The organism is Pseudomonas sp. AGC41 (assembly GCF_057334555.1).
In genome coordinates, this window is record NZ_JBHFJB010000061.1 from 16,227 (window position 1) to 42,856 (window position 26,630).

The 26,630-nt window shown below is 61.7% G+C and carries 25 protein-coding genes; 1 reads left to right on the forward strand and 24 read right to left on the reverse strand.

Going from position 1 to position 26,630, the window contains the following annotated elements; translation table 11 throughout:
- The first annotated feature begins 86 nt into the window (after positions 1–86).
- On the forward strand, positions 87–965 hold the full coding sequence (locus ACE04F_RS11555; protein ID WP_486106790.1) for a LysR family transcriptional regulator: 879 nt from the start codon (positions 87–89) through the stop codon (positions 963–965).
- Between the two features lie 56 nt (positions 966–1,021).
- Here the strand turns inward: ACE04F_RS11555 and ACE04F_RS11560 are convergent, their stop codons facing one another.
- The 24 genes from ACE04F_RS11560 to ACE04F_RS11675 all read right to left on the reverse strand — a co-directional run bounded on the left by ACE04F_RS11560 (position 1,022) and on the right by ACE04F_RS11675 (position 26,389).
- Entirely contained in the window at positions 1,022–1,495 is a 474-nt protein-coding gene (locus ACE04F_RS11560) for a PA2171 family ribosome-binding persister protein (RefSeq protein ID WP_305495568.1), read from the reverse strand.
- Between the two features lie 225 nt (positions 1,496–1,720).
- A complete protein-coding gene (locus tag ACE04F_RS11565; RefSeq protein WP_486106793.1) occupies positions 1,721–1,996 on the reverse strand; it encodes a type II toxin-antitoxin system RelE/ParE family toxin in 276 nt (91 codons plus the stop codon).
- The gene (locus ACE04F_RS11570) at positions 1,996–2,268 is read right to left on the reverse strand and encodes a CopG family ribbon-helix-helix protein (RefSeq protein WP_486106795.1); all 273 of its coding nucleotides are present in this window, start codon (positions 2,266–2,268) and stop codon (positions 1,996–1,998) included. Before ACE04F_RS11570 ends, ACE04F_RS11565 begins: the two co-directional genes overlap by 1 nt.
- Before the next feature lie 199 nt (positions 2,269–2,467).
- Entirely contained in the window at positions 2,468–3,931 is a 1,464-nt protein-coding gene (nuoN, locus tag ACE04F_RS11575) for an NADH-quinone oxidoreductase subunit NuoN (RefSeq protein WP_003203388.1), read from the reverse strand.
- Positions 3,932–3,938: 7 nt separating this feature from the next.
- The gene (nuoM, locus tag ACE04F_RS11580) at positions 3,939–5,471 is read right to left on the reverse strand and encodes an NADH-quinone oxidoreductase subunit M (protein WP_486106797.1); all 1,533 of its coding nucleotides are present in this window, start codon (positions 5,469–5,471) and stop codon (positions 3,939–3,941) included.
- Positions 5,472–5,510: 39 nt separating this feature from the next.
- The gene (gene nuoL / locus ACE04F_RS11585; RefSeq protein ID WP_486106799.1) at positions 5,511–7,364 is read right to left on the reverse strand and encodes an NADH-quinone oxidoreductase subunit L; all 1,854 of its coding nucleotides are present in this window, start codon (positions 7,362–7,364) and stop codon (positions 5,511–5,513) included.
- On the reverse strand, positions 7,361–7,669 hold the full coding sequence (nuoK, locus tag ACE04F_RS11590) for an NADH-quinone oxidoreductase subunit NuoK (protein ID WP_003180046.1): 309 nt from the start codon (positions 7,667–7,669) through the stop codon (positions 7,361–7,363). Before nuoK ends, nuoL begins: the two co-directional genes overlap by 4 nt.
- Before the next feature lie 4 nt (positions 7,670–7,673).
- A complete protein-coding gene (gene nuoJ / locus ACE04F_RS11595) occupies positions 7,674–8,174 on the reverse strand; it encodes an NADH-quinone oxidoreductase subunit J (RefSeq protein WP_030141317.1) in 501 nt (166 codons plus the stop codon).
- A gap of 9 nt (positions 8,175–8,183) precedes the next feature.
- On the reverse strand, positions 8,184–8,732 hold the full coding sequence (gene nuoI / locus ACE04F_RS11600; RefSeq protein ID WP_072392816.1) for an NADH-quinone oxidoreductase subunit NuoI: 549 nt from the start codon (positions 8,730–8,732) through the stop codon (positions 8,184–8,186).
- An 11-nt stretch (positions 8,733–8,743) separates the two neighbouring features.
- Positions 8,744–9,751: an NADH-quinone oxidoreductase subunit NuoH gene (gene nuoH / locus ACE04F_RS11605; RefSeq protein ID WP_486106802.1), complete on the reverse strand. Its 1,008-nt coding sequence runs from the start codon at positions 9,749–9,751 to the stop codon at positions 8,744–8,746.
- Positions 9,748–12,462, reverse strand: a complete 2,715-nt coding sequence (gene nuoG / locus ACE04F_RS11610) for an NADH-quinone oxidoreductase subunit NuoG (protein WP_486106804.1) — start codon at positions 12,460–12,462, stop codon at positions 9,748–9,750. The genes nuoH and nuoG overlap by 4 nt, the downstream gene beginning before the upstream one ends.
- 141 nt (positions 12,463–12,603) lie before the next feature.
- Positions 12,604–13,962, reverse strand: a complete 1,359-nt coding sequence (gene nuoF, locus ACE04F_RS11615) for an NADH-quinone oxidoreductase subunit NuoF (protein ID WP_486106806.1) — start codon at positions 13,960–13,962, stop codon at positions 12,604–12,606.
- On the reverse strand, positions 13,959–14,456 hold the full coding sequence (nuoE, locus tag ACE04F_RS11620; RefSeq protein ID WP_486106808.1) for an NADH-quinone oxidoreductase subunit NuoE: 498 nt from the start codon (positions 14,454–14,456) through the stop codon (positions 13,959–13,961). Before nuoE ends, nuoF begins: the two co-directional genes overlap by 4 nt.
- A 2-nt stretch (positions 14,457–14,458) precedes the next feature.
- A complete protein-coding gene (gene nuoC, locus ACE04F_RS11625) occupies positions 14,459–16,240 on the reverse strand; it encodes an NADH-quinone oxidoreductase subunit C/D (RefSeq protein ID WP_434569023.1) in 1,782 nt (593 codons plus the stop codon).
- A gap of 72 nt (positions 16,241–16,312) precedes the next feature.
- The gene (locus ACE04F_RS11630) at positions 16,313–16,987 is read right to left on the reverse strand and encodes a NuoB/complex I 20 kDa subunit family protein (protein ID WP_186609323.1); all 675 of its coding nucleotides are present in this window, start codon (positions 16,985–16,987) and stop codon (positions 16,313–16,315) included.
- A gap of 10 nt (positions 16,988–16,997) precedes the next feature.
- On the reverse strand, positions 16,998–17,411 hold the full coding sequence (locus ACE04F_RS11635) for an NADH-quinone oxidoreductase subunit A (protein WP_030141323.1): 414 nt from the start codon (positions 17,409–17,411) through the stop codon (positions 16,998–17,000).
- Positions 17,412–18,073: 662 nt separating this feature from the next.
- Complete coding sequence (aceA, locus tag ACE04F_RS11640; RefSeq protein ID WP_014337679.1) at positions 18,074–19,399, reverse strand: isocitrate lyase; 1,326 nt, start codon at positions 19,397–19,399, stop codon at positions 18,074–18,076.
- Positions 19,400–19,904: 505 nt separating this feature from the next.
- Entirely contained in the window at positions 19,905–20,666 is a 762-nt protein-coding gene (locus ACE04F_RS11645; RefSeq protein WP_486106811.1) for a secretin N-terminal domain-containing protein, read from the reverse strand.
- Between the two features lie 242 nt (positions 20,667–20,908).
- Entirely contained in the window at positions 20,909–21,334 is a 426-nt protein-coding gene (locus ACE04F_RS11650; protein WP_486106813.1) for a GNAT family N-acetyltransferase, read from the reverse strand.
- Complete coding sequence (locus ACE04F_RS11655; RefSeq protein ID WP_486106815.1) at positions 21,327–22,493, reverse strand: ribosomal protein uL16 3-hydroxylase; 1,167 nt, start codon at positions 22,491–22,493, stop codon at positions 21,327–21,329. The genes ACE04F_RS11650 and ACE04F_RS11655 overlap by 8 nt, the downstream gene beginning before the upstream one ends.
- Before the next feature lie 84 nt (positions 22,494–22,577).
- Positions 22,578–23,948, reverse strand: coding sequence for an adenylosuccinate lyase (gene purB / locus ACE04F_RS11660; RefSeq protein WP_486106817.1), 1,371 nt, complete (start codon positions 23,946–23,948; stop codon positions 22,578–22,580).
- A gap of 190 nt (positions 23,949–24,138) precedes the next feature.
- Positions 24,139–24,762, reverse strand: a complete 624-nt coding sequence (hflD, locus tag ACE04F_RS11665) for a high frequency lysogenization protein HflD (protein WP_030141330.1) — start codon at positions 24,760–24,762, stop codon at positions 24,139–24,141.
- The gene (mnmA, locus tag ACE04F_RS11670; RefSeq protein WP_486106820.1) at positions 24,759–25,883 is read right to left on the reverse strand and encodes a tRNA 2-thiouridine(34) synthase MnmA; all 1,125 of its coding nucleotides are present in this window, start codon (positions 25,881–25,883) and stop codon (positions 24,759–24,761) included. The genes hflD and mnmA overlap by 4 nt, the downstream gene beginning before the upstream one ends.
- A 59-nt stretch (positions 25,884–25,942) precedes the next feature.
- Positions 25,943–26,389, reverse strand: coding sequence for an NUDIX hydrolase (locus ACE04F_RS11675; RefSeq protein ID WP_486106822.1), 447 nt, complete (start codon positions 26,387–26,389; stop codon positions 25,943–25,945).
- Positions 26,390–26,630: the final 241 nt, after the last annotated feature.

Here is a 26,630-nt window from a genome sequence, read left to right on the forward strand (position 1 = left end):
CCGGCACATTCAACAGCTGGTCAATCTGACCTGCCAAGACCACAATGCCCGCTGGAATCCGATGACTGTCCACCCACGGAATGACAATGAACCCCTTCGAAGAAATGCGCATCTTTGCCCAGGTCATGGAGTCGGGCAGTTTCACCGCCGCGGCGGACAAGCTCGGGTTGTCCAAGCAGTTCGTCAGTCGCAAGTTGATGGAGCTGGAGCAGCGGCTGGGGGTTCGGTTGCTCAATCGCTCGACGCGCCGGCTGGACGTCACTCCGTTGGGCCAGCGCTATCACGAGGCGGCGTTGCGCCTGCTCAGCGAAGTCGAGCAGGTGGAGCAGGGCATCAGTGGCCAGACCAGCGAGCCGCGCGGAACCATCCGCCTCAGCGCACCGTTGTCCTTCGCCGTGGCGCACCTGGGCAGCCTGCTGCCGTTGTTCTTGCAGCGCTACCCGGATGTCACCGTGGAGGTCGACCTGAGTGATCGTTCGGTGGACCTGCTGGGGGAGGGGTACGACCTCGCACTGAGGATCGGCGTGCTGGAAGATTCGACCCTGATCGCCCGGCGCATCGCGAGTATCGAGCGAGTGTATTGCGCCAGCGCCGCGTACCTGGCGCAGCGAGGCACGCCGACGCGACCTGAAGACCTGCGCAGCCACGACTGTTTGCCGTACGGCCATAGCCGTCAGGTGCAGTGGCGATTCGCCGGAAAGGGCAAGCCGTTGGCGCTGGAAGTGGTGGGACGCATGCGTGCCAATAACGGCGATTTGCTCAGGGATGCGGCGATTGCCGGCATGGGGATTACTTACCTGCCGACCTTCATCCTTGGTGAGGCGCTGAAGGATGGGCGGTTGATCAAGGTGTTGGAGGGATTCGAGACCGAGCCCCTGACGCTGTCGGCGGTCTATCCGCAACATCGACAAAGCTCGCGACCGGTGCAGGCGTTGGTGGAGTTCTTGCGTGAACACATGCAGTAGGTGGCGCAAAACGCATTCAGCCGTCCTTGGGACGGCTGAATTTCAAGGCGCCTTGATCAGGCAGCCAGGTTGGCGGTGAACTCTTTTTTGTACTGGGCCTTCACGGCTTCCATCTGGTTGCCCAGTTCTTCGAGCTTGGCCTTGCCGAGGATCTCTTCGGCTTTAGGGAACATTTCTTCCTCTTCTTCCTCGATGTGATGTTCCAGCAGCTCCTTGACCACTTTCACGCGACCGGCGAACTCAGGCTGGGAAGGGTCGGTGTTTTTCAGGTCGGGCAGCACCAGGGAATCGACGGTACGGTGCTCTTCCTTGGCTTCGTAGTACATTTCGGCTTCATCCTTGCCACCTTCCTGCTTGAAGGCCGGATAAAGGATTTCTTCTTCCAGGCGGGTATGGATGGACACTTCCATTTCCAGCTTGGCCAACAGTTCGGTGCGTTTCTTGATGGCGCGGTCGGTTGATTCGCTCAACTGGGACAGGATGCCCTTCACGCGTTCATGGTCGGCTTTCAACAGGTCGATGGCGTTCATGTGTTGCTCCTCGGTCATTCACGGATGCGGGCCGGCTTCGAGCGCCGACGCCACGTAACAAGGACAGGTGCATCCACCGTGCCAGCCGAGCCGCTTGGTAAAATCTTTTAGATTCAATGACTTAACTTATCGAGAATTTTCGCCATCGTGCAGGCTGCATGAGGCCCGCTGAAAACGCCTTGCACTTTGCGCTGTCGAGGGCGCTGGCGGCTGATCGAGCCCAGGTCATCGATCTTCGCGTGTGTGCCACAGGCGTAGCAGGTAAAGAGTGGAGCCGATTATTTCATAGCGCATTTCGTAGGGGCCAACCTGGATTCTGCGCACGTTCCGAGGATCGAACTCTTCCAGGCGTTCACCCATGCGCGGGTTGGTCAGCAGAGCGGTAGACGCCGCCGTGAGCTGTTGCACTGTTCGCGCGGCGGCGGGTTGATTCACTAGCGCCAGAAATTCGTAAAGTCGAGCGATGTCGGAAAGCGCCTTGCTGGTCCACTTCAACTCCATCAGCGCGGTACCGGTAACGGGGCGTCAGTGCTGAGGCTGTCGGCCCAAGCCTGCACAGCCTGATGGTCAACCACACGGCCAGCGTCAACATCGGCCAATGCCTCATGAGTCAGGCGGCTGCGTTCCTCTTCCTGTTCGACCCAGGCAGATAACGCTTGTTTGACGATCCAGTTCCTGGAGCGCTCAAGGCGCTCGGCCATCAGGTCGACTTTTTCAGCCAGGTCCACCGGGACATGAGCGGTGACCGACCGGGTTTTCGTGGTGGTTGTCATGGCAGCGTTCTCCGTGGCGGTTGGCTTTGCAAGCCAGTCTTCAAGGACGATGATTATAGATGACTAACTACGACTTGCCTTGCATCAAAATTAACCAATCTAAATCAGTCTTTCAGAAAAACATGGTTCAAATCCAGCTCAAAAAAAATGCCCGCATCTCACGATACGGGCATGTTTGTCAGCGATGACGCTCAGGCAATCAGCCGGTCAGGCCCGCCTGCTGGACCAGCGTCAACAACGGCTGCGGGTACACGCCGAGGAAGAACGCCAGGACGGCGATGGCCAACAGCATCACGCCGCCTGCCTTCTGTTCCCAGTGCAACTCGGCATCGTGGCGACGCAGGTTCGGTTCCATCAGGTACAGTGTGACCATCACGCGCAGGTAGTAGAACACGCCGATGGCACTGCCCAGCACCAGGGAGCCGACCAGCCACCATTGGTGGGCCTCGACGCCGGTGGCGATGATGTAGAACTTGCCGATGAAGCCGGCGGTCAGCGGGATGCCGGCCAGGGACAGCATCATCACGGTCAGCACGGCGGTCAGGTACGGACGGCGCCAGAACAGGCCGCGGTATTCGTACAGGGCGTCGGCGTCGCGGCCGTTGTACGGCGAGGACATCAGGGTAATCACACCAAAGGCGCCAAGGCTGGTGATCACGTAGGTCACCAGATACACGCCAATGGCTTCCACGGCCAGGCCTTTGCTGGCGATCAGGGCGATCAGCAGGTAGCCGAAGTGAGCAATGGACGAGTAACCCAGCAGACGCTTGAGGTTGCTCTGGGTCAGCGCCAGCAGGTTACCGAACAGGATCGACGCGATGGCGATGATCGTCAGCACGTTGCTCAGGACACCGCTGCTGGCCACTGGCGAGATCTGGAACAGCCGCACCATCACCGCGAACACCGCCACTTTCGAAGCGGTCGCCAGGAACGCCGCCACCGGCGCCGGGGCGCCTTCGTAGACGTCCGGGGTCCATAGGTGGAAGGGCACCAGCGACAGCTTGAACGCCAGGCCGATCAGCATCATGCCCAGGCCCAGTTGCGCGATCGGGCTAGGCAGGCCGGTGGCCGCCAGGGCCTGGCCGATGCCGACGAAGCTCAGGGTGCCGGCTTCGGCGTAGAGCAGGGCCATGCCGAACAACAGGAACGCGGAGCCTGCCGCCGACAGCACCATGTACTTGATGCCGGCTTCCAGGGAGCGCTTGTTGAAAAAGGCATAGGCCACCAGGCCATAGACCGGTACCGAGAGCAGTTCCAGGCCAATGAACAGGCTGGCCAGGTGCTGCGCGCTGACCAGGACGAGGCCGCCGGCGGCGGCCATCAGGATCAGCAGGTACAGTTCTTCGCGGTTGCCCGGGTAACCCGAACCGCCATCGCCCAGGTAGGCGTGGGCGAGGGTGACGCAAGCGAGGGTGGCGACCAGGATCAGCGCCATGTACAGGCAGGCGAAGCTGTCGATCTGGATCAGCGGCGTGACCGCCAATGGCGCGACTTTCAGGGCCGGCAAAATCGACAGCAAGGCCAGGTTCAGCCCCGCCACCGACAGCAGGAAGGTCTGCGAGTGATTGCGCCGCCAGGCGATCGCCAGCATCACCACGATGATCGTGGCGCTGGTGATCAACAGCGGCGCAAGCGCGATAAAGTGTTGAATCGTGAATTCCATAGCGCTCTTACCGGGCCGAAGCGAGTTGAGAGAAGGCGGTGCCGAGCCACTGCTGCACGCCATGCATCGTGGCGGCAGAGGTGTCGAGGAACGGTTGCGGGTAGACGCCGAGGTAAACCAGCAGCACCGCAAGGCCGAGCACCATGATCAGTTCGCGACCGTCCATGCCACGCAACACTTCGTCCGACTTGGCCGGACCGAAGTAGGCGCGGTGGATCATGATCAGCGAGTAGACCGAACCGAACACCAGGCCGGACGTCGCGATCGCCGTGATCCATGGCGCACTGACGAACGAGCCGATCAGGATCAGGAACTCGCCGACGAAGTTGCCGGTGCCTGGCAGGCCCAGGGAAGCGGCCGCGAAGAACAGGCTGATGGCCGGCAGGTAGGCGATGCGCGACCAGATGCCGCCCATTTCACGCATGTCCCGGGTGTGCAGGCGCTCGTACAACTGACCGCTTAGGATAAACAGTGCCGCGGCCGACAGGCCGTGGGCGAGCATCTGGATCACCGCGCCTTGCAGGGCCAGCTGGCTGCCGGAGTAGATCCCGATCAGCACGAAGCCCATGTGCGAGACGCTGGAGAAGGCGATCAGGCGCTTGATGTCGGTCTGGGCAAACGCTAGGAACGCACCGTAGAAAATCCCGATCAGGCCCAGGGTCATGGCAATCGGCGCGAACTCCGCCGAGGCATTCGGGAACAGCGGCAGGGCGAAACGCAGCAGGCCGTAGGCCGCCGTTTTCAACAGGATACCGGCCAGGTCCACGGAACCGGCGGTCGGTGCCTGGGCGTGGGCGTCCGGCAGCCAGGAGTGGAACGGCACCACCGGCAGCTTCACCGCGAAGGCGATGAAGAAGCCCAGCATCAGCACGTACTCGGTAGTGCGCGACATCTGCACTTTCAACAGGTCGGCGTAATTGAAGGTAATCACGCCAGTATTGTTGAAGTTCACCAGCACCAGGCCAAGGATCGCCACCAGCATGATCAGGCCGGAAGCCTGGGTGAAGATGAAGAACTTGGTCGCCGCGTAGATCCGGGTTTTCTTGCCGTCCGAAGAACTGTGACCCCAGAGCGCGATGAGGAAGTACATCGGCACCAGCATCATTTCCCAGAAGAAGAAGAACATGAACAGGTCCAGCGCCAGGAACACGCCGACGACACCGCCCAGGATCCACATCAGGTTCAGGTGGAAGAAGCCGACGTGACGCTGGATCTCTTTCCAGGAGCAGAGTACCGAGAGGATACCCAGCAGGCCGGTCAGCAGGATCATCAGCAGCGACAGACCATCGAGGGCCAGGTGCACGCTGATGCCGAAGCGCGCGATCCAGACATGCTTGAATTCAAGCGCCCAGGTCGGGTCGGCGCCAGGGGCCGGTGCAAATGAATAGTCGCCGGTCGCCCACAGCCAGAGGCCGAGCGCGAGTTCCAGGGACATGGTCAGCAGCGCAATCCAGCGCGGGAGGGTAGAGCTGGAACGCTCCGCCATCCAGCACAGCAGGCCGCCGATGAAGGGGATCAGGATTAGCCAGGGCAGAATCATGACGGGCTCGTTTCCTTTCGCAAGTTCGCAAGGTTCATATCAGACCGCTACCAGCACGATGGCGCCGATAACCAGCACGGCGCCAGCCGCCATGGAAGCCGCATACCAACGCAGTTGACCGGTCTCGGTACGGCTCAGGGCAGTGTGGCCGCCCTTGGCCATGCGCGGGATCAGGCCAATGGTCTGGTCGAGCGGGTCTTTGCGCAGAATGTGGCTGATCGCAAGGTATGGCTTGACGAACAGTTTGTCGTAGATCCAGTCGAAGCCCCAGGCAGCGAACCACCAGGCCGAAAGGAAGCGCCCGATGCCGCTGTTGGCGATGGCCGTGACGAAGCGGCGCTTGCCGAGGAACAGCAGGGCGGCCAGCAGGATCCCCGCCAGGGCGATGGCGCCCGAGGCGATTTCCAGGCTGTGCTTGGCTTCGCCGCCGGCATGGCCGACGCTTTGCGGCAGCACATCGGCCAGCGGTGGGGTGATCATCGCGCCGACGAAGGTCGACAGCACGATCAGCACCGACAGCGGCAGCCAGTGGGCGATGCCGTGGCCGGCGTGGGCTTCGGTCTTGGCTTCACCGTGGAACGCGATGAAGATCAGGCGGAAGGTGTACAGCGAGGTCATGAACGCACCCACCAGGCCGGCGTAGAGCAGACCCTGGTTACCGCTGGCGAACGCTTCCCAGAGGATCTCGTCCTTGGAGTAGAAACCGGCGGTGACCAGTGGCAGGGCCGCCAGGGCCGCGCCGCCGACGATGAAGCTGGCGTAGGCCAACGGCAGTTTTTTCCACAGGCCGCCCATCTTGAAGATGTTCTGCTCGTGGTGACAGGCAACGATCACCGCACCGGAGGCGAGGAACAGCAGGGCTTTGAAGAAGGCGTGGGTCATCAGGTGGAAGATCGCGCCTTCCCAGGCGCCGACGCCCAGGGCCAGGAACATGTAGCCGATCTGGCTCATGGTCGAGTAGGCGAGGATACGCTTGATGTCGGTCTGCACCAGCGCGGCAAAACCGGCCAGCACCAGGGTCACGCCGCCAACGAGGCCGACCAGGTGCAGGATGTCCGGCGCCAGGGCGAACAAGCCGTGGGTACGGGCGATCAGGTAGACACCGGCGGTGACCATGGTCGCTGCGTGGATCAATGCCGAAACCGGGGTCGGGCCAGCCATCGCGTCCGCCAGCCAGGTCTGCAGTGGCAGTTGCGCGGATTTACCGACAGCGCCGCCCAGCAGCATCAGGGTCGCGAGGACGATCCAGAAATCACCGGCCTTGAAGTGCTCCGGAGCACGAACCAGCAGCTCCTGGATGTTCAGCGTCCCCAGTTGCTGGAACAGGATGAACAGGCCGATGGCCATGAACACGTCGCCGATGCGGGTCACGATGAATGCCTTGAGCGCGGCGTTACCATTGTTGCGGTTGCTGTAGTAGAAACCGATCAACAGATACGAGCACAGGCCCACGCCTTCCCAGCCGAAGTACAGGAACAACAGGTTATCGCCGAGTACCAGGAACAGCATGCTGGCGATGAACAGGTTGGTGTAGGCGAAGAAGCGCGAGTAACCAACTTCACCGCGCATGTACCAGGACGCGAACAGGTGGATCAGGAAACCCACGCCGACCACCACGCCGAGCATGGTCACCGACAGGCCGTCCAGGTAGAGGGCGAAGTTCGGCGTGAAGCCTTCCACCGCCATCCACTGCCACAGCACCTGCACGTAGGCGCCACCTTCCGGTGAGGCGACGTTGAATTGCCAGATCACGTAGGCGGTGACGAGGGCGGACAGGCCGATCGAGCCCACGCCAACCAGCGCCGAAAGGTTTTCCGACCAGCGTCCACGGGAGAACGACAGCAGCAGGAAACCGATGAGGGGAAATACGAAAGTCAGGAAGAGAAGGTTCATCCGCGCATCTCGCTGGCAGCGTCAATATCGAGAGTGTGGAAGCGACGGTACAGCTGCAACAGGATCGCCAGGCCGATACTGGCCTCGGCGGCTGCCAGGCTGATCACCAGGATGAACATGATCTGTCCATCCGGTTGCGCCCAGCGCGCGCCCGCGACGATGAAGGCCAGGGCGGAGGCATTCATCATGACCTCCAGGCTCATCAGCACGAACAGAATGTTGCGGCGGACCATCAGGCCGACCAGACCGAGACAGAACAGGATGCCGGCAACCGCCAGACCATGCTCGAGAGGGATAGCAGGCATGTGATTACTCCTTCGCCTCGTTACGGCCCAAATGGAACGCCGTGACGACTGCGGCAAGCAGCAGCATCGAGGCGAGTTCGACCACCAGCAGGTACGGACCGAACAGGCTGATGCCCACGGCCTTGGCGCCTACGGTGGTGTGGCCGATGGCCTGGCCGCTCTGGTGGGCGAACAGCACATACAGCAGTTCACCCAGCAACAGCGCGGAAAGAATCACCGGCCCGGCCCAGATGCCCGGCTTGAGCCAGGAGCGTTCCTGCTGGACGGCCGCCGGACCCAGGTTGAGCATCATCACCACGAATACGAACAGCACCATGATGGCGCCGGCGTAGGCGATCACTTCCAGGGCACCGGCGAACGGTGCTCCGAGAGCGAAGAAGGTCATGGCCACGGCGATCAGCGAAATGATCAGGTAGAGCAGGGCGTGCACGGGGTTGGTGTTGGTGACCACACGAAGCGTGGACACCACCGCGATACCCGATGCGAAATAGAAAGCGAATTCCATCTTTCTTCCTTAAGGCAGCAAGCTCTTCACGTTGATCGGTTCGGCTTCGTTCTGCGCGGCGCCTTTCGGCTTACCGGCAATGGCCATACCTGCAACACGATAGAAGTTGTAATCAGGGTTTTTACCGGGACCGGAAATCAGCAAGTCTTCTTTCTCGTACACCAGGTCCTGACGCTTGAAGTCGGCCATTTCGAAATCCGGCGTGAGCTGGATCGCGGTGGTCGGGCACGCTTCCTCGCACAAGCCGCAGAAAATGCAGCGCGAGAAGTTGATGCGGAAGAAGTCCGGGTACCAGCGACCGTCTTCGGTCTCGGCTTTCTGCAGCGAGATGCAACCTACCGGGCACGCCACGGCGCACAGGTTGCAGGCTACGCAGCGTTCCTCGCCGTCGGGGTCGCGGGTCAGGACGATACGGCCGCGATAACGCGGCGCCAGGTAGACCGCTTCTTCCGGGTATTGCAGGGTGTCGCGCTTGCGAAAGCCATGACCGAAGATCATGACCAGGCTTCGCAGTTGGGTACCGGTACCCTTAACGATGTCGCCAATATATTTGAACATGGGTCAAATCCTCACTGAACCGCGGCCGCGGGCGCGTTCATCAAAACGATCGCAGCGGTCACCAGCATGTTGATCAGGGTCAGCGGCAGGCAGAATTTCCAGCTGAAGTCCATCACCTGGTCGTAGCGTGGGCGCGGGATAGAGGCGCGCAGCAGGACGAACAGCATGATGAAGAACGCGGTCTTCAGGGCGAACCAGACGAAGGACAGTTGCGGCAGGATGCCGAACGGACCGTGCCAGCCACCGAAGAACAGCGTTACCAGCAGCGCCGAGATCAGGATGATGCCGATGTACTCGCCAACGAAGAACATGCCCCATTTCATGCCGGCATATTCAATGTGGTAACCGTCGGCCAGTTCCTGTTCCGCTTCCGGCTGGTCGAAGGGGTGACGGTGAGTCACGGCGACGCCGGCGATGAAGAACGTACAGAAACCGAAGAACTGCGGAATGATGAACCACAGGTTCTGGGCCTGGTACTCGACGATGTCGCGCATGTTGAACGAGCCGGCCTGGATCACGATGCCCATCAGCGACAGGCCCATGAACACTTCGTAGGACACGGTCTGGGCCGATGCCCGCAGGCTGCCGAGCAGGGCGAACTTGTTGTTGCTCGACCAGCCGGCGAACAGCACCGCGTACACCGACAGGCCGGCCATGGCGAAGAAGAACAGCAGGCCGATGTTCAGGTCCGCCACGCCCCAGGTCGGGGTGATCGGGATGACCGCGAAGGCGATCAGCAAGGCGCTCATGGCCACGACCGGTGCCAGCGTGAAGATCACTTTGTCGGCAAACGGTGGCGTCCAGTCTTCCTTGAAGAACATCTTCACCATGTCGGCGGCGATCTGGAACATGCCGAACGGGCCGACGCGGTTAGGACCGTAGCGGTCCTGCCACCAGCCCAGCAGGCGACGTTCGACGAAGCTCAGCAACGCGCCGCAGACCACCACGGCCAGTAGGATCACGATGGCCTTGAGGACCGTCAGGATCACCGCGATCACTTCAGGGGTGAACCAGCTCATTGCGCCGCCTCCTGCAGACCGTCGACAGTCTTGCCGAAAATCGCCGGTGGAATGCCCGCCAGGCCAGCCGGCAGGGCCACCAGGCCGGCGCCCAGTTCGTCATTGATGCGCAGCGGCAGACGCAAGGTCTGGCCGGCCACGTTCAGGCTCAGCAGGGCGCCATCGTTGACGCCCAGGCGATCGGCTTCGGACTTGGCCAGCGACACGTAGGCCGCCGGGATGCGCTCCTGCACCGGCTCGGCCTTGGAAGAGTTCTCTTCACTGCCGAACAGGTGATGGAACGGCACGACCTGCCAGGTGCCCGGTGCCGGGTTGAAGGCGCGTGGCACGCTGGCGAACCAGCCGAGGCCATCGCCCTGGCTTTCGATCAGGCGGATGCCCGGATCGCCGGCGCGCAGGTGACCGCCGACTTCGTCCTGGAACTTGTTCCAGGCTTGCGGCGAGTTCCAGCCCGGCGACCAGGCGAACGGCACCTGGGAGCGCGGTTCGGCGGAGCCCGAGTAACCTTCCATGGAGAAGGCGAACGCGGTGTCATTGTCCTGCGGCATACGCGGTTCGTGCACGCTGATATTGGCGCGCATCGCGGTGCGACCGGAGTAGCGCAGCGGTTCGCGCGCCAGCTTCAGGCCCTTGATGCGGAACGCGGCCGATGGCGCGGCATCGACGATGCGAGCCAGTTGCGGGCTGCTCGACGCAACGGCGGCGGTGACGTGGTCCAGCTGGGTCCAGTCGATCGGCTGGTTCAGCAAGGTCGCGCGCAAGGCGTGCAGCCAGCGCCAGCCTTCGTGGACCAGGATGCTGGCGTCCAGGTATTGCGGATCAAAGACCTGGAAGAAGCGCTGGGCGCGGCCTTCCTGGCTGACCAGCGTACCGTCGCCTTCGGCGAAGCTCGCCGCCGGCAGCACCAGGTCGGCGCGGTCGGCGGTGGCGGTTTTCTGGTGGTCGGCGACGATCACGACTTTGGCGGCGTTCAGCGCGGCATCGACCTTGGCCTTGTCAGTGCGAGTGAACAGATCATTCTCCAGCACCACGATGGCGTCGGCATTGCCGTCGATCACCGCTTGCAGCGCCGCGTCGACCGATTCACCACCGAGCATGGCCAGGCCGAGGCTGTTGGCTTCCGGCACGACCAGGCTGATGGAACCGTTCTTCTCGCGCAGCTTCAGGGCCTTGGCGATGTTGGCGGCGGCTTCGATCAGCGCCTTGGAGCCCAGCGAGGTGCCGGCAATGATCAATGGACGCTTGGCCGCCAGCAGGGCCTCGGCGATGCGCTGGGCCAGGCCGGCAGCTTCGCTGTCCAGGCCGTCGACGGCCGGGGCGTTGGCGTCCAGGGCATGGGCGACGGCAAAACCGATGCGCGCGAGGTCGTCCGGAGCGGCGTGGACACATTCTTCGGCGACGTCGTCGAGCTTGGTTTCAGCGAGGCTGGCGATGAACAGCGGGTTCAGCGCGTGCTGGCCGATGTTCTTCACGGCGGCGTCGAGCCATGGCTGGACGCGCATGGCGTCGGCCATGTCCTCGGCCTTGCCTTTTACCGACTGGCGCAGGGCCAGGGCCATGCGGGCGGCGGTCTGGGTCAGGTCTTCGCCGAGGACGAACACCGCGTCGTGATCTTCGATGTCGCGCATCGTCGGCACGGGCAGCGGGCTGTCCTTGAGCACTTGCAGCACCAGGCGAATACGTTCCAGCTCGCCGGCTTCGATGCCGCTGTAGAAGTGCTCGGCGCCGACCAGCTCACGCAGGGCGTAGTTGCTTTCCAGGCTGGCCCGCGGCGAACCGATGCCGACAATGTTGCGACCACGCAGCAGTTCAGCGGCCTTGTCCAGGGCTTCGTCCAGGCTCAGCTTGGTGCCGCCCGCGAGCTGCGGCTGGCGCGGGCGGTCCTTGCGATTGACGTAGCCATAGCCGAAACGGCCACGGTCGCAGAGGAAATACTGGTTCACCGAACCGTTGTAGCGGTTTTCGATGCGGCGCAGTTCGCCGTAGCGTTCGCCCGGGCTGATGTTGCAACCACTGGAGCAGCCGTGGCAGATGCTTGGCGAGAACTGCATGTCCCACTTGCGGTTGTAACGCTCGGAATGCGTCTTGTCGGTGAACACACCGGTCGGGCAGACCTCGGTGAGGTTGCCGGAGAACTCGCTTTCCAGGGTGCCGTCTTCAACGCGACCGAAGTACACGTTGTCGTGGGCGCCGAACACACCCAGGTCGGTGCCGCCGGCATAGTCCTTGTAGAAACGCACGCAGCGGTAGCAGGCGATGCAGCGGTTCATCTCGTGGGAAATGAACGGGCCGAGGTCCTGGTTCTGGTGGGTGCGCTTGGTGAAGCGATAACGGCGCTCGTTGTGGCCGGTCATCACGGTCATGTCTTGCAGGTGGCAGTGGCCGCCTTCCTCACAGACCGGGCAGTCGTGAGGGTGGTTGGTCATCAGCCATTCGACGACGCTGGCGCGAAACACTTTCGCTTCTTCGTCGTCGATGGAGATCCAGCTGCCGTCGGTGGCGGGGGTCATGCAGGACATGACGATCCGACCACGCTTGTCGTTTTCGTCGGTGTACTGCTTGACCGCGCACTGGCGACAGGCGCCAACGCTGCCAAGGGCGGGGTGCCAGCAGAAATAAGGAATGTCGAGGCCCAGCGACAGACATGCCTGTAACAGGTTGTCTGCGCCATCGACTTCGAGCTCTTTGCCGTCTACGTGGATAGTGGCCATGGTTCAAAGTTCTTCGTTGGCCCGGTGTCAGCGGGCGTGGCTAATGGAATCTTGTTGTTCGTCCGAAACCAAACAGCCTCGGTGAAAGGCGTCATCGAACGAAAGGCGAAGGGCACGGACCCTTCGCCTTGTTAAGCGTCGTTACGCGCCGACCATGGTCGGCGTGACCACCTGATTGAGATCGCCCGCGCGGGTGGGCGCGATGCCGGCCTCGAATTCAGGGCGGAAGTATTTGATTGCGCTGCCCAACGGCTCCACGGCACCCGGTGCGTGAGCACAGAAGGTCTTGCCTGGGCCGAGGAAGCCGACCAGACCCAGCAGGGTCTCGATGTCGCCGGCCTGGCCCTGGCCGTTCTCGAGGGCCATCAGCAGCTTGACGCTCCATGGCAGGCCATCGCGGCAAGGGGTGCAGAAACCGCAGGATTCGCGCGAGAAAAACTGTTCCATGTTGCGCAGCAGGGAAACCATGTTGACGCTGTCGTCCACCGCCATCGCCAGGCCGGTACCCATGCGGGTGCCGACCTTGGCGATGCCGCCGGCGTACATTTGTGCGTCAAGGTGTTCCGGCAACAGGAAACCGGTACCGGCGCCGCCGGGCTGCCAGCACTTGAGCTTGTAGCCGTCGCGCATGCCGCCGGCGTAGTCCTCGAACAGCTCGCGCGCGGTGACGCCGAACGGCAGTTCCCACAGGCCAGGGTTCTTGACCTTGCCGGAGAAGCCCATGAGCTTGGTGCCCATGTCTTCGCTGCCGTCACGGGCCAGGGATTTGTACCAGTCCACGCCGTCGGCGATGATCGCCGGCACGTTGCACAAGGTCTCGACGTTGTTCACGCAGGTCGGCTTGCCCCACACGCCAACAGCGGCGGGGAAGGGCGGCTTGGAGCGCGGGTTGGCGCGGCGGCCTTCGAGGGAGTTGATCAGCGCGGTTTCTTCACCGCAGATGTAGCGCCCGGCGCCGGTGTGCACGAACAGCTCGAAATCAAAACCCGAGCCGAGGATGTTCTTGCCCAGCAGGCCGGCGGCCTTGGCTTCTTCGACGGCACGGTTCAGATGCCTGGCGGCGGTGGTGTATTCGCCGCGCAGGAAGATGTAGCCACGGTAGGTTTTCAGCGCGCGGGCACTGATCAGCATGCCTTCGATCAGCAGATGGGGCAGTTGCTCCATCAGCATGCGGTCTTTCCAGGTGTTGGGTTCCATCTCGTCCGCGTTGCACAGCAGGTAGCGGATGTTGATGGACTCGTCCTTGGGCATCAGGCCCCACTTCACGCCCGTGGGGAAGCCCGCGCCGCCACGACCCTTGAGGCCGGAATCTTTCACGGTCTGGACGATGTCGTCGGCAGCCATGTCGGCGAACGCCTTGCGTGCGGCGGCATAGCCGTTCTTCGCCTGGTATTCGTCCAGCCACACCGCCTCGCCATCGTCACGCAGGCGCCAGGTCAGGGGATGGGTTTCGGCCGAACGCTGGATGCGGTTGGCGGGCCCGAAGGAAGTCAGGGTCATACGTAGCCCTCCAGCAGTTTGGCGACGCCATCCGGCTTGACGTCACCAAAGGTGTCGTCGTCGATCATCAGCGCCGGTGCCTTGTCGCAGTTGCCCAGGCAGCACACCGGCAGCAGGGTGAAGCGGCCGTCGGCGGTGGTCTGGCCCAGGCCGATGCCCAGCTTGCTCTGGAGCTCGCCGACCACCGATTCGTGGCCGCCGATGTAGCAGACCATGCTGTCGCAGACGCGAATGATGTGGCGGCCCACCGGCTGGCGGAAAATCTGGCTGTAGAACGTGGCGACACCTTCGACGTCGCTGGCCGGAATGCCGAGGATTTCGCCGATGGCGTAGAGCGCGCCATCGGGCACCCAGCCACGTTCCTTCTGGACGATCTTCAGGGCTTCGATCGACGCCGCGCGCGGGTCTTCGTAGTGATGCAGCTCGTGCTCGATGGCCGAGCGCTCGGTTTCGCTCAGGGCGAAACGGTCTGTCTGGATAAGCGTGTTGTTCATGCTTAGCGGTCCACGTCGGCCATAACGAAATCGATACTACCCAGGTACGCGATCAAGTCCGCGACCATGCTGCCTTTGATCACCGAAGGGATCTGCTGCAGGTGCGGGTAGCTTGGAGTGCGAATCCGGGTGCGGTAGCTCATGGTGCCGCCGTCGCTCGTCAGGTAATAACTGTTGATGCCCTTGGTCGCTTCGATCATCTGGAAGGATTCGTTGGCCGGCATGACCGGGCCCCACGAAACCTGCAGGAAGTGCGTGATCAGGGTCTCGATGTGTTGCAGCGTGCGCTCTTTCGGCGGCGGCGTGGTCAGCGGGTGGTCCGCCTTGTACGGGCCTTCCGGCATGTTGCGCATGCATTGCTCGATGATCTTGACGCTCTGGCGCATTTCCTCGACGCGAACCAGGCAACGGTCATAGGCATCGCCGCTGGACGCCAGCGGGACTTCGAACTCGAAGTTCTCGTAGCCGGAGTACGGGCGCGCCTTGCGCAGGTCGAAATCAAGGCCGGTGGCGCGCAGGCTCGGGCCGGTGACGCCCCATTCCAGCGCTTCCTTGGTGTTGTACGCGGCGACGCCGACGGTACGACCCTTGAGGATGCTGTTCTGCAACGCAGCCTTGGTGTATTCGTCCAGGCGCTTGGGCATCCATTCGACGAAATCCTTGACCAGCTTTTCCCAGCCGCGCGGCAGGTCGTGGGCAACGCCACCGATGCGGTACCAGGCCGGGTGCAGGCGGAAACCGGTGATGGCTTCGATCACGGTGTAGGCTTTCTGGCGGTCGGTGAAGGTGAAGAACACCGGCGTCATGGCGCCCACGTCCTGGATATAGGTACCCAGGAACAGCAGGTGGCTGGTGATCCGGAAGAACTCGGCCATCATGATGCGGATCACGTTGACCCGGTCCGGCACCGTGATGCCCGCCAGTTTTTCCACCGACAGGACGTACGGCAGGTTGTTCATCACGCCGCCGAGGTAATCGATGCGGTCGGTGTACGGAATATAGCTGTGCCAGGACTGACGCTCGCCCATCTTCTCGGCGCCACGGTGGTGGTAGCCGATGTCCGGGACGCAATCGACGATCTCTTCACCGTCCAGTTGCAGGATGATACGGAACGCGCCGTGGGCCGAAGGGTGGTTCGGGCCAAGGTTGAGGAACATGTAGTCCTCGTTGGCGCCGGAACGCTTCATGCCCCAGTCCTCCGGCTTGAAGCGCGCGGATTCTTCCTCGAGCTGCTGCTTGGCCAGGGTCAGGCTGTACGGGTCGAACTCGGTGGCGCGGGCCGGGAAGTCCTTGCGCAACGGGTGACCTTCCCAGGTTGGCGGCATCATGATTCGGGTCAGGTGCGGGTGGCCCGGGAAGTCGATGCCGAACATGTCCCAGACTTCACGCTCGTACCAGTTGGCGTTCGGCCAGATGCCGGTCACGGTCGGCACGCTGAGGTCGCTTTCGGACAAGGCGACCTTGATCATTACGTCACTATTACGCTCGATCGACAGCAGGTGGTAGAACACGGTGAAGTCGGCACCCGGCAAGCCCTGGCGCTTGGTGCGCAGGCGCTCGTCCACGCCGTGCAGGTCATAGAGCATGACGTACGGCTTGGGCAGGTTGCGCAGGAAAGTCAGGACTTCGATCAGCCTGGCGCGGGCAACCCAAAGCACCGGCATGCCGGTGCGGGTGGCCTGGGCGGTGAACGCCTCGGCGCCAAAGCGGTTGTTCAGTTCGACGACCACATCCTGGTCGTCTGCCTTGTAAGGCGGGATGTACAGAGCACTGCCTGTAGTCATGGTTATTTATCGCTTTCGGTCAACGTAAAGAATGAAGCCAGGTTCTCGTTTCTTCTACAGAACAGAGCTGGATCAGACTTCGTCGGGGCTGCGCAGGTTGGTGACTGCGATTCGCTGTTCGCGGCGCTGTTCCTTTTGCGACGGCATGTCGGCGCGATAGACGCCTTGATCACCGACGACCCAGGACAGTGGGCGACGCTCCTGGCCGATGGATTCCTGCAGCAGCATCAGGCCTTGCAGGAATGCTTCGGGGCGGGGCGGGCAGCCGGGCACGTAGACATCCACCGGGAGGAACTTGTCGACTCCCTGGACCACGGAATAAATGTCGTACATGCCGCCGGAGTTGGCACACGCGCCCATCGAAATGACCCACTTGGGCTCCAGCATCTGTTCATACAGGCGCTGGATGATGGGAGCCATTTTCAGGAACGGCGTACCGGCGATAACCATGAAATCCGCCTGGCGCGGCGATGCCCGGATCACCTCGGCGCCAAAGCGCGCGATGTCGTGGGGCGCCGTGAAGGCGGTGGTCATTTCCACGTAGCAGCACGAAAGGCCGAAGTTGTACGGCCACAGGGAGTTCTTGCGACCCCAGTTGACCGTGCTGTTCAGCACGTCTTCGAGCTTGCCCATGAAGATGTTCTTGTGGACTTGATCTTCTAACGGATCGGAAACGGTTTCCCGCTTGCCGATCGGATACTGCTCGTTAGGAGCATCGGGGTCGATCCTGGTGAGATTGTATTGCATTGCCAAAGCCTCATTGTTTCAGCTTCGCCTGCCGCTTACGCCGAGCTTCCGGAGCCCAATCAAGCGCCCCCACCCGGTAAAGGTAGACAAGACCTGCCAACAGAATTGCTATGAAAACGAGAGCTTCGACGAATCCGGTCCAGCCGCTTTCGCGGACGGACACAGACCATGCAAAGAGAAAAAGGGCTTCGATATCGAAGATCACGAAGAGCATCGCGACCAGATAGAATTTGGCTGAGAGCCGCAAGCGGGCGCCACCGGTAGGCAGCATGCCGGACTCGAACGGTTCATTCTTGCTGCGGCCCCAGGCTTTTGACCCGAGCAGGCTCGACACGCCGAGCATGAAGGCACACAGGCCGACAACACCCAGAAGGAAAATGGCAAAGCCCCAGTTGTGGGCCATGAGTCCTGTCGCTTCGGGCATGCTGGAAATCCTTAACAGAGAGCAAAGGTCTCTGAGCTTGAAAAGAAATAACGCAGTGACGATATGTCGCAGCAATCAATCGCGGTGATTTTATGGCTAAACACCGGGCAAGTAAAATTCCTATAGCGAAATTATTTATTGGAATAAGGACATAGCGCGCCTCCACGACCTCGCGGGCCCGGCCCCGTGGGGATTGGCTGGCGAATCCACAAGGGAATTTCGTTTTGGATGTAACAATGGAAACGACCTTTAAATGATAATTATTATTGTTTGGGCTTCAATCGTCGTAGCAGCTCGATACAACAACTGAGAACATGTCTTATATAGCAGTGACCACAGTTGTCGGCGTCGGCCGTTTTACTCTTATTCAGACTGCCCGATGCTGCGTTCGATCAATCTTTTTGCTTTTTCTGTGGGAGCGCTTCCTTGAGGCCTGTCTGGATCTCGTGGCGAGGGAGCTTGCTCCCGCTTGAGTGCGAAGCGCTCACAAAAGGGCTGCTGCGCAGCCAGCGGGAGCAAGCTCCCTCGCCACAAAATCCTTTCATGTGACGACGTTGCTGCTAAAGCATAGGCAAAAAAAAGCCCCGAACCAGTCGGGGCTTCAAATCGTCGGCTTTGCGGTTAGCTTTTATTCGGTCCGCAAGGGCCGTTTACGCGTGCAATCAGTGAAACTGTTCTTCTTCGGTCGAACCGGTCAGCGCAGTTACGGACGAGGTGCCACCCTGGATCACCGTGGTCATGTCGTCGAAGTAACCGGTGCCGACTTCCTGCTGGTGGGCCACGAAAGTGTAGCCTTTGGCGGCGTCAGCGAACTCCTGCTCTTGCAGCTTCACGTAGGCGGTCATGTCGTTGCGGGCGTAGTCGTGCGCCAGGTTGAACATGCTGTGCCACATGTTGTGGATGCCGGCCAGGGTGATGAACTGGTGCTTGTAGCCCATGGCGGACAGTTCGCGCTGGAACTTGGCGATGGTCGCGTCGTCCAGGTTTTTCTTCCAGTTGAAGGAAGGCGAGCAGTTGTACGACAGCAGTTGGTCCGGGTATTCCTTCTTGATCGCTTCGGCGAAGCGACGGGCCTCGTCCAGGTCCGGCTTGGCGGTTTCGCACCAGATCAGGTCGGCGTACGGGGCGTAGGCCAGGCCACGGGCGATGGCCTGGTCGAGACCGGCGCGCACCTTGTAGAAGCCTTCCTGGGTACGGGTGCCGGTGACGAACGGCTGGTCGTACGGATCGCAGTCGGAGGTCAGCAGGTCGGCGGCGTTGGCGTCGGTACGGGCCAGAATGATGGTCGGTACGCCGGCAACGTCGGCGGCCAGGCGCGCGGCGGTGAGCTTCTGTACGGCTTCCTGGGTCGGAACCAGTACCTTGCCGCCCATGTGGCCGCATTTTTTAACCGAGGCCAGCTGGTCTTCGAAGTGCACGCCGGCGGCGCCTGCTTCGATCATGCTCTTCATCAATTCGTAGGCATTCAGTACGCCGCCGAAACCGGCTTCGGCGTCAGCCACGATTGGCGCGAAGTAATCGATGTAGCCTTCGTCGCCCGGGTTCTTGCCGGCTTTCCACTGGATCTGGTCGGCGCGACGGAACGAGTTGTTGATGCGCTTGACCACGGTTGGAACCGAATCCACCGGGTACAGCGACTGGTCGGGGTACATGGACTCGGCGGAGTTATTGTCCGCGGCCACTTGCCAGCCCGACAGGTAGATAGCCTGGATGCCGGCCTTGACCTGCTGCACAGCCTGGCCGCCGGTCAGGGCGCCCATGCAGTTGACGAAGTCTTTCTCGGGACGGAAGGCTGGCTTGGCGCCCTGGGTGACCAGGTTCCACAGCTTCTCGGCGCCCATTTTCGCGAAGGTGTGCTCAGGTTGCACCGAGCCACGCAGACGGACGACGTCAGCAGCCGAATAATTGCGCTTCACGCCTTTCCAGCGCGGGTTTTCAGCCCAGTCTTTTTCAAGGGCTGCAATTTGCTGTTCGCGTGTCAGTGCCATGGAAATAAACCTCGTCGCGTCTTGTATGGATGGTCGTTCCGGGCTGGAAGGTTCCAGCTCGTCAATCGCACCAGTCATTGGTGTGAAGGGCTTCTCGCTGACCAGGAGGCTGGCGTACAAGTCGGTTCAGGCGGGGAGGCGACGGGATGAACGACGGGCTCGAGGGGAAAGTGAGCAGGTAGGGGCGAGCTGCGGGCGCATTCGGGCGTCGTGGGCCTTCGTACGAACTCAGAGTGATGCCGGGTTACCTAGTTACGCTTCCGTCCCTCGGGACAACTTCGTTCCAGTCGCAACCTCGTCAAACACACCTTGTGGGCGGTACAGACACGAATCGGCTCGCAGGGTAGTTGCAAGCTTCGACCCGAAGGCCCTTGCCAGGGCCCCTGATTAGCGGGAGCGAGGCCATCATGCCTTCGGTTTTTTGGCCCGTCAAACGTTTTGTAGTGCTTTTTTTCAGGCACTACATCTTTGGTCTAATACGACTTATCAGTCAGTTTCTGATGCTTCAGTTCAACGTATCGACCTTGACCCGCAAAATCATGTCATCCCGGCCTTGGGTCGAGTAGCTGCGGGTCAGGCCCTGTTTGTCGGCCTGATTCTGCCGATTCACCCCGGCCAGGGTGATCCACTCGCCCAGGCGCCCGCTGACGGTTGTGTCGGTGCTTTGCACGTTCACTACATCGGGACGCTCCTGGCTCATGCGGTCACGGTTGGTACTGATGCTCAGATGAACGGTCTCGCCGGTAACGCTGGCGGTCACATAAAAACCCTGGGTGACGTTGCGATATTCGGTCTGGCTTTGCATGCGCCCGTAGCCATCGGTCTGGTTGCTGGTGAAGGGCACGCTCTGGCCCACCTGGATCAGTGCCGGCTGGCCTTCGCTGGCCTGGATCTGCTGCACGCCGCCGTCACGGCTGGCGGTGCTGCGGTTGATGATGCGGGTCTGGCTGGGCGCGGCGCCATTGATCGAGTAACCCTGGTCGCCTTGCAGGTTGTTTTCATTGGTGTCGACCGTGATCAGCAAGCGCTTGGGAGCCACGTCAAGCTGCGCCAGGAATTGTCGCAGTTCTTCGATCTTGCCGGGTTCGGCGTTGACGATCAGCTGGTTGCCATAGGCGCTGACCTGACCATCCTTGCCGATGAAGTTCTGCGCCACCGGCAGCAAGTCCGCGCTGGTGCGGTAGTTCAGCGGCACGATTTCGGTAGCGGCCATGACTGACAGGCTGCAACCGAGCAGCAGGGTGCTCAGCAGGGTACGTAGGGACATGTCCATTTCTCCGCGAGACAAAAGCTGGATATTGCCAGTTTGTCGGCCCCGGGTGGGGCAAGTTGAATGGTAGACGGCAAAACGCCCCGGCATCGGTGGATGGCGGGGCGTTTTGTGGTGTTTTCAAGGGCCTCTTCGCGAGCAGGCTCGCTCCCACAAGGGAGGCCTGAGTGTTCACAAAATATGTGTTCACAGTGGGCCTATGTGGGAGCGAGCCTGCTCGCGAAAGCCGCGCCGCGGTCTCAGGTCGAATGACGGACCATGTCCACGTGGGGAATCCCGGCTTCGAGGAACTCCTCGCTGACCACCGCAAACCCCAATCGCTCGTAGAACGGCGTGGCGTGCACCTGGGCGCTGAGCATCTGCTGCTTGAGCCCGCGCTTCTCGGCCTCGGCGATTGCTGCGTGCATCAGCGCATCGCCGACCTTCAGGCCGCGCCAGTCCTTGAGGACCGAGACGCGGCCGATATGGCCTTCAGTCAACAAGCGCGCGGTGCCGATGGGGAAGTCACCTTCGAAGGCCAGGAAATGCACGGCATCCTGATCGTCCGAATCCCACTCCAGCTCCGGCGGCACGGATTGCTCGGCAATGAACACCGCTTCACGAATGCGCCGGATCTCGGCGTTATCCTTTTGCCAGTCTGCGACACGAACGTGAATTTTATTCATCGGCGAACCCCAGGCTACCTTGCTTGATCAATTCATGGATGAGGCCGCGACCGTCTTCGTCGGCCAGCCAAGGGCCAAGGTTTTCGATGTGCAGCGCGTCGGCGGCACAGATCATCTTCAACAGGTCGCGCAATTTGCCCGGCAAATAACGGCTCTGGCCGCTGGCGAACAGCAGCAGGTCATCATCGACTTCCGACCAGGCCAGGCGAGCGCTCGGGTTGCGAATGATCACTGCGCCCTGTTCCAGGCCGGCCAGCAGATCGTCTTCTTCCAGCTCCGGGCCGACGACCAGTTCCGGATAGCGCGGCTCGGTCATGAACTGGCCGAACCAGGTCAGCAGCAGGCGCTCGTCGCTCATGTGCTCGGCCAGCAGGCCCTTGAGTCGGTCCAGGGCGTCATGCTGGATCTGGTGCGGGTCGGCGACGGGCCGCGCATCGGCGTCGGTGTAGCGCTCTTCGTCCGGCAGGAACTGGCTGAGGAAATCGGTGAAATGGGTCAGCACCTCGGCGGCGCTTGGTGCGCGGAAACCCACCGAATAGGTCATGCAGTCATCCACGGCGACGCCGCAGTGAGCCAGGCGTGGCGGCAGGTAGAGCATGTCGCCAGGTTCCAGGATCCACTCATCGGTCGCCTCGAAATCGGCGAGGATGCGCAGGTCGGCGTGGGGCAGCAGCGGGCTTTCGGAGTCGCACATCTGGCCGATCTTCCAGTTGCGCTTGCCGTGGCCCTGCAGCAGGAACACATCGTAGTTGTCGAAGTGCGGGCCGACACCGCCACCCGGGGCGGCAAAGCTGATCATCACGTCGTCGATGCGCCAGCTCGGCAGGAAACGGAAATGCTCCAGCAGCTCGCCGACTTCAGGGACGAACTGATCGACTGCCTGCACCAGCAGTGTCCACTCGCGCTCCGGCAGTTTGCTGAATTCGTCTTCGGCGAACGGGCCGCGACGCAACTCCCAGGGGCGCTCGCCTTGCTCGATCACCAGGCGCGATTCAACCTCTTCTTCAAGCGCCAGGCCGGCCAGTTCGTCGGCGTCGATCGGGCTTTCGAAGTCAGGAATGGCCTGGCGGATCAGCAGGGGTTTCTTCTGCCAGTAGTCGCGCAGGAACTCCCGTGCCGTAATACCGCCCAGGAGTTGCAGTGGAATGTCAGGATTCATGTGTAACCTATTGAAAAAATATACTTTTCAGACGCGAATAAAAACGCCCGGCGCGGCCGGGCGTCTCAAAGGTGCAGCGGTGTTTCAGATGCGCTTGGCTTGTGCCGCCGCGTTGCCGATGTAGCTGGCCGGAGTGAGCTTCTTCAGCTCGGTCTTGGCCTCGGCAGGCATGTCCAGGCCATCGATGAAAGTCTGCAGCGCTTCAGGGCTGATGCCCTTGCCACGGGTCAGTTCTTTCAGTTTTTCATAGGGGTTTTCGATGTTGTAGCGACGCATCACGGTCTGGATCGGCTCGGCCAGGACTTCCCAGCAGGCATCCAGGTCGGCGGCGATTTTCTGCTCGTTGAGTTCCAGCTTGCTGATGCCCTTGAGGCTGGCCTCGTAGGCGATGACGCTGTGGGCAAAACCTACGCCCAGGTTGCGCAGCACGGTGGAGTCGGTCAGGTCGCGCTGCCAGCGGGAAATCGGCAGCTTGCTCGCCAGGTGCTGGAACAACGCGTTGGCGATGCCCAGGTTGCCTTCGGAGTTTTCGAAGTCGATCGGGTTGACTTTGTGCGGCATGGTCGACGAACCGATTTCGCCGGCGATGGTGCGCTGCTTGAAGTAACCCAGGGAGATGTAGCCCCAGATGTCACGGTCGAAGTCGATCAGGATGGTGTTGAAGCGTGCGATCGCGTCGAACAGCTCGGCGATGTAGTCGTGCGGTTCGATCTGGGTGGTGTACGGGTTGAAGCTCAGGCCCAGCTCGTCTTCGATGAAGGCGCGGGCGTTGGCTTCCCAGTCGATGTCCGGGTAGGCCGACAGGTGGGCGTTGTAGTTGCCCACGGCGCCGTTGATCTTGCCCAGCAGTGGCACGGCGGCCACCTGGGCGATCTGGCGCTCCAGGCGATACACCACGTTTGCCAGTTCCTTGCCCAGGGTGGTCGGCGAAGCCGGTTGACCGTGGGTGCGCGACAGCATCGGCACGTCGGCGAAGCGGATCGCCAGTTCGCGGATGGCCTGGGCGGTCTGGCGCATCAGGGGCAGCATCACCTCGTCACGGCCTTCGCGCAGCATCAGGGCGTGGGACAGGTTGTTGATGTCCTCGCTGGTGCAGGCAAAGTGAATGAACTCACTGACGTTGGCCAGTTCCGGCAGCTTGGCCGCCTGCTCCTTGAGCAGATATTCGATCGCCTTGACGTCGTGGTTGGTGGTGCGCTCGATCTCTTTGACGCGCTCGGCGTGCTCCAGCGCGAAATCGTCGGCCAGGGCGTTCAGTACCGCGTTGGCTTCGGCGGAAAAGGCCGGTACTTCGCCAATGCCAGGGTGAGCGGCCAGGCGCTGGAGCCAGCGCACCTCAACCAGAACGCGGGCACGGATCAGGCCGTACTCGCTGAAAATCGGGCGCAGGGCCTGGGTTTTGCCGGCGTAGCGGCCGTCTACAGGGGAAACCGCAGTGAGCGAAGAGAGCTGCATGGGGTGTTCTCGGACAGTCGGGCAACGAAATGGGGCGCGTATCATACATGAAAACCAGCACCGGTCCGTTGCCAACTGACCGGCGTGTTACGCGTATCGAGATAAAACTGTTTATTACCTGTGGCGAGGGAGCTTGCTCCCGCTGGGCTGCAAAGCAGCCCCTCAATGTCCACAAGCAGGTCGAGGCGACTTATTCGTTGCGCATCAACGGGTAAAGCTCTTTCAACAATTTGCGTCGGCTGATCACCAGCTGCCAGCGATGCCCACCCAGTTGTCGCCACAGCCGCGCCGAGCGAATCCCGGCAAGCAACAGGGCGCGGATCTTCGAAGCGTTACTCGGCTGCTGCAGGTTACGCATGTCGCCATGCACCTGGATGCGCTGGCGCAGGGTACTCAAGGTGTCCTGGTACAGCGCGCCGCAGGCGGCGATCACGTTCTCGTGGGACGGGCCGAAGTGTTCGACCTGGGATTGGATCTGCGGCAAGCGTTTGCCGATGGTCTCCAGCAGATCGTCGCGCTTGGCCAGCTGGCGCTCGAGGCCCAGCATCGACAGGGCGTAGCGCAGCGGCTCGCGTTGCAGGGCGCTGGGGTCGCGTTCCAGGGCGCCGATCAGCGCACGGTAGCCTTCGCGCAGGTTCAGGTCATCGCCGCCATAGACTTCCAGGGTGTCCTTGGGGTCGCGGACCAGCAAACTGCCGAGCATGCAGCCCAGGCCGGCTTCATTGGTTTGGCCGGTCTTGGCGATCCGGTCCACCAGCACCGCGGCGAGAAACACCCCGCCGAGTGCCGTCAGTTGTTCCTGGATCGGCGTCATGCCTGGCTGCTCCATGGCTCGGCGACTTCTATCACGCCGCCGCCGAGGCAGACTTCACCGTCGTAGAACACCACGGACTGGCCGGGCGTGACCGCGCGCTGCGGATCATCAAACGTGGCGCGATAGCCGCTGGCGGTTTTTTCCAGGGTGCAGGGCTGGTCGCTCTGGCGGTAGCGAACCTTGGCCGTCAGGCGGCGCGGTTCGCTGAGGTCGATAGGATTGACCCAATAGATGTCGGAGGCGAGCAGGGCGCGGGAAAACAGCCATGGATGGTCATTGCCCTGGCCAACGATCAGCTCGTTGTGCTCCAGGTCCTTGACCAGCACGTACCACGGCTCTTCACCGGCGTCTTTCAAACCGCCGATGCCCAGGCCCTGGCGCTGGCCGATGGTGTGGTACATCAGGCCATGGTGGCGGCCGATGACTTCACCTTCGGTGGTCTTGATCTCGCCTGGCTGGGCCGGCAGGTATTGCTTGAGGAAGTCGCTGAAGCGCCGTTCGCCAATGAAGCAGATCCCGGTGGAATCCTTCTTCTTGGCAGTGGCCAGGTCATGTTTCTCGGCAATTGCGCGCACTTCGGGTTTTTCCAGCTCGCCCACCGGGAACAGAGTCTTGGCGATCTGTTCACCGCCGACGGCGTGGAGGAAATAACTCTGGTCCTTGTTCGGGTCCAGGCCCTTGAGCAGCTCGGTGCGGCCGTCGATGTCGCGGCGGCGCACGTAGTGGCCGGTGGCGATCAGGTCGGCGCCGAGCATCATGGCGTAGTCGAGGAACGCCTTGAACTTGATCTCGCGGTTGCAGAGGATGTCCGGGTTCGGCGTGCGACCGGCCTTGTACTCGGCGAGAAAGTGCTCGAACACGTTGTCCCAGTACTCGGCGGCGAAGTTGGCGGTGTGCAACTTGATGCCGATCTTGTCGCACACGGCCTGGGCGTCCGCCAGGTCGTCCATGGCGGTGCAGTATTCGGTTCCGTCGTCTTCTTCCCAGTTCTTCATGAACAGGCCTTCCACCTCATAACCCTGCTCGATCAGCAGAAGGGCGGAAACGGAAGAGTCCACGCCGCCGGACATGCCGACGATGACGCGCTGCTTTGGGGTGTTCGAAGAGGCTGGATCACGCATAGGAATTCAATGAGTGTCTTGAAAAAGGACGCGATTCTATCAGGCCCGGGCGCGCAAGGCTAAAGAGAAGGGCGGATAAGCGCCAGGCTGTGGCGATGGCCGGCCTGGTAGTCGTCGATGCAACGGATGATCAGCTCGCTGCGCCAGCGGTCGCGCTGTGTCAGCAATTCGTCGCGGGTCAGCCACTTGGCGCCGAGGATGCCGTCGTCCAGTTGATAATCCGGGTGGTGTTTCAGGGCTTTGGCGGCGAAGCAGACCCGTTGGTAGGTCACGCCGTTGCTCGGGGCGGTGTAGAGGTAGATGCCGGTGACGCTGGTGGGCTCGACGTCCCAGCCGGTTTCTTCGAGGGTTTCGCGTATGGCGGCTTGGATCAGTGTTTCGTTCGGGTCCAGGTGGCCGGCGGGCTGGTTGAGCACTGCTCGTCCGCCTTTGGATTCTTCGACCATCAGGAAGCGGCCGTGATCTTCGACGATGGTGGCGACGGTGATGTGGGGTTGCCAGTTCATGAGATTCCTCTGTTTTTCGGGTTGGGCTACTTTGGGGCTTGCGGGTGGTCGGGATTTGTTGACTGGGTACATATCCGTTGCTGCGGTCATGGCTGCTTATGGTTCCGCTCTTACAGCGGGTCACTTTTTTCAGGCGCCAAAAAAGTAACCAAAAGGCTTTGCCCCACCACTCGGTGCCTCGCCTGGGCTCGGCATGCCCTCACTCCGGCATTGCTCCGTGGGCCGCCGCGAAGGGCCATCC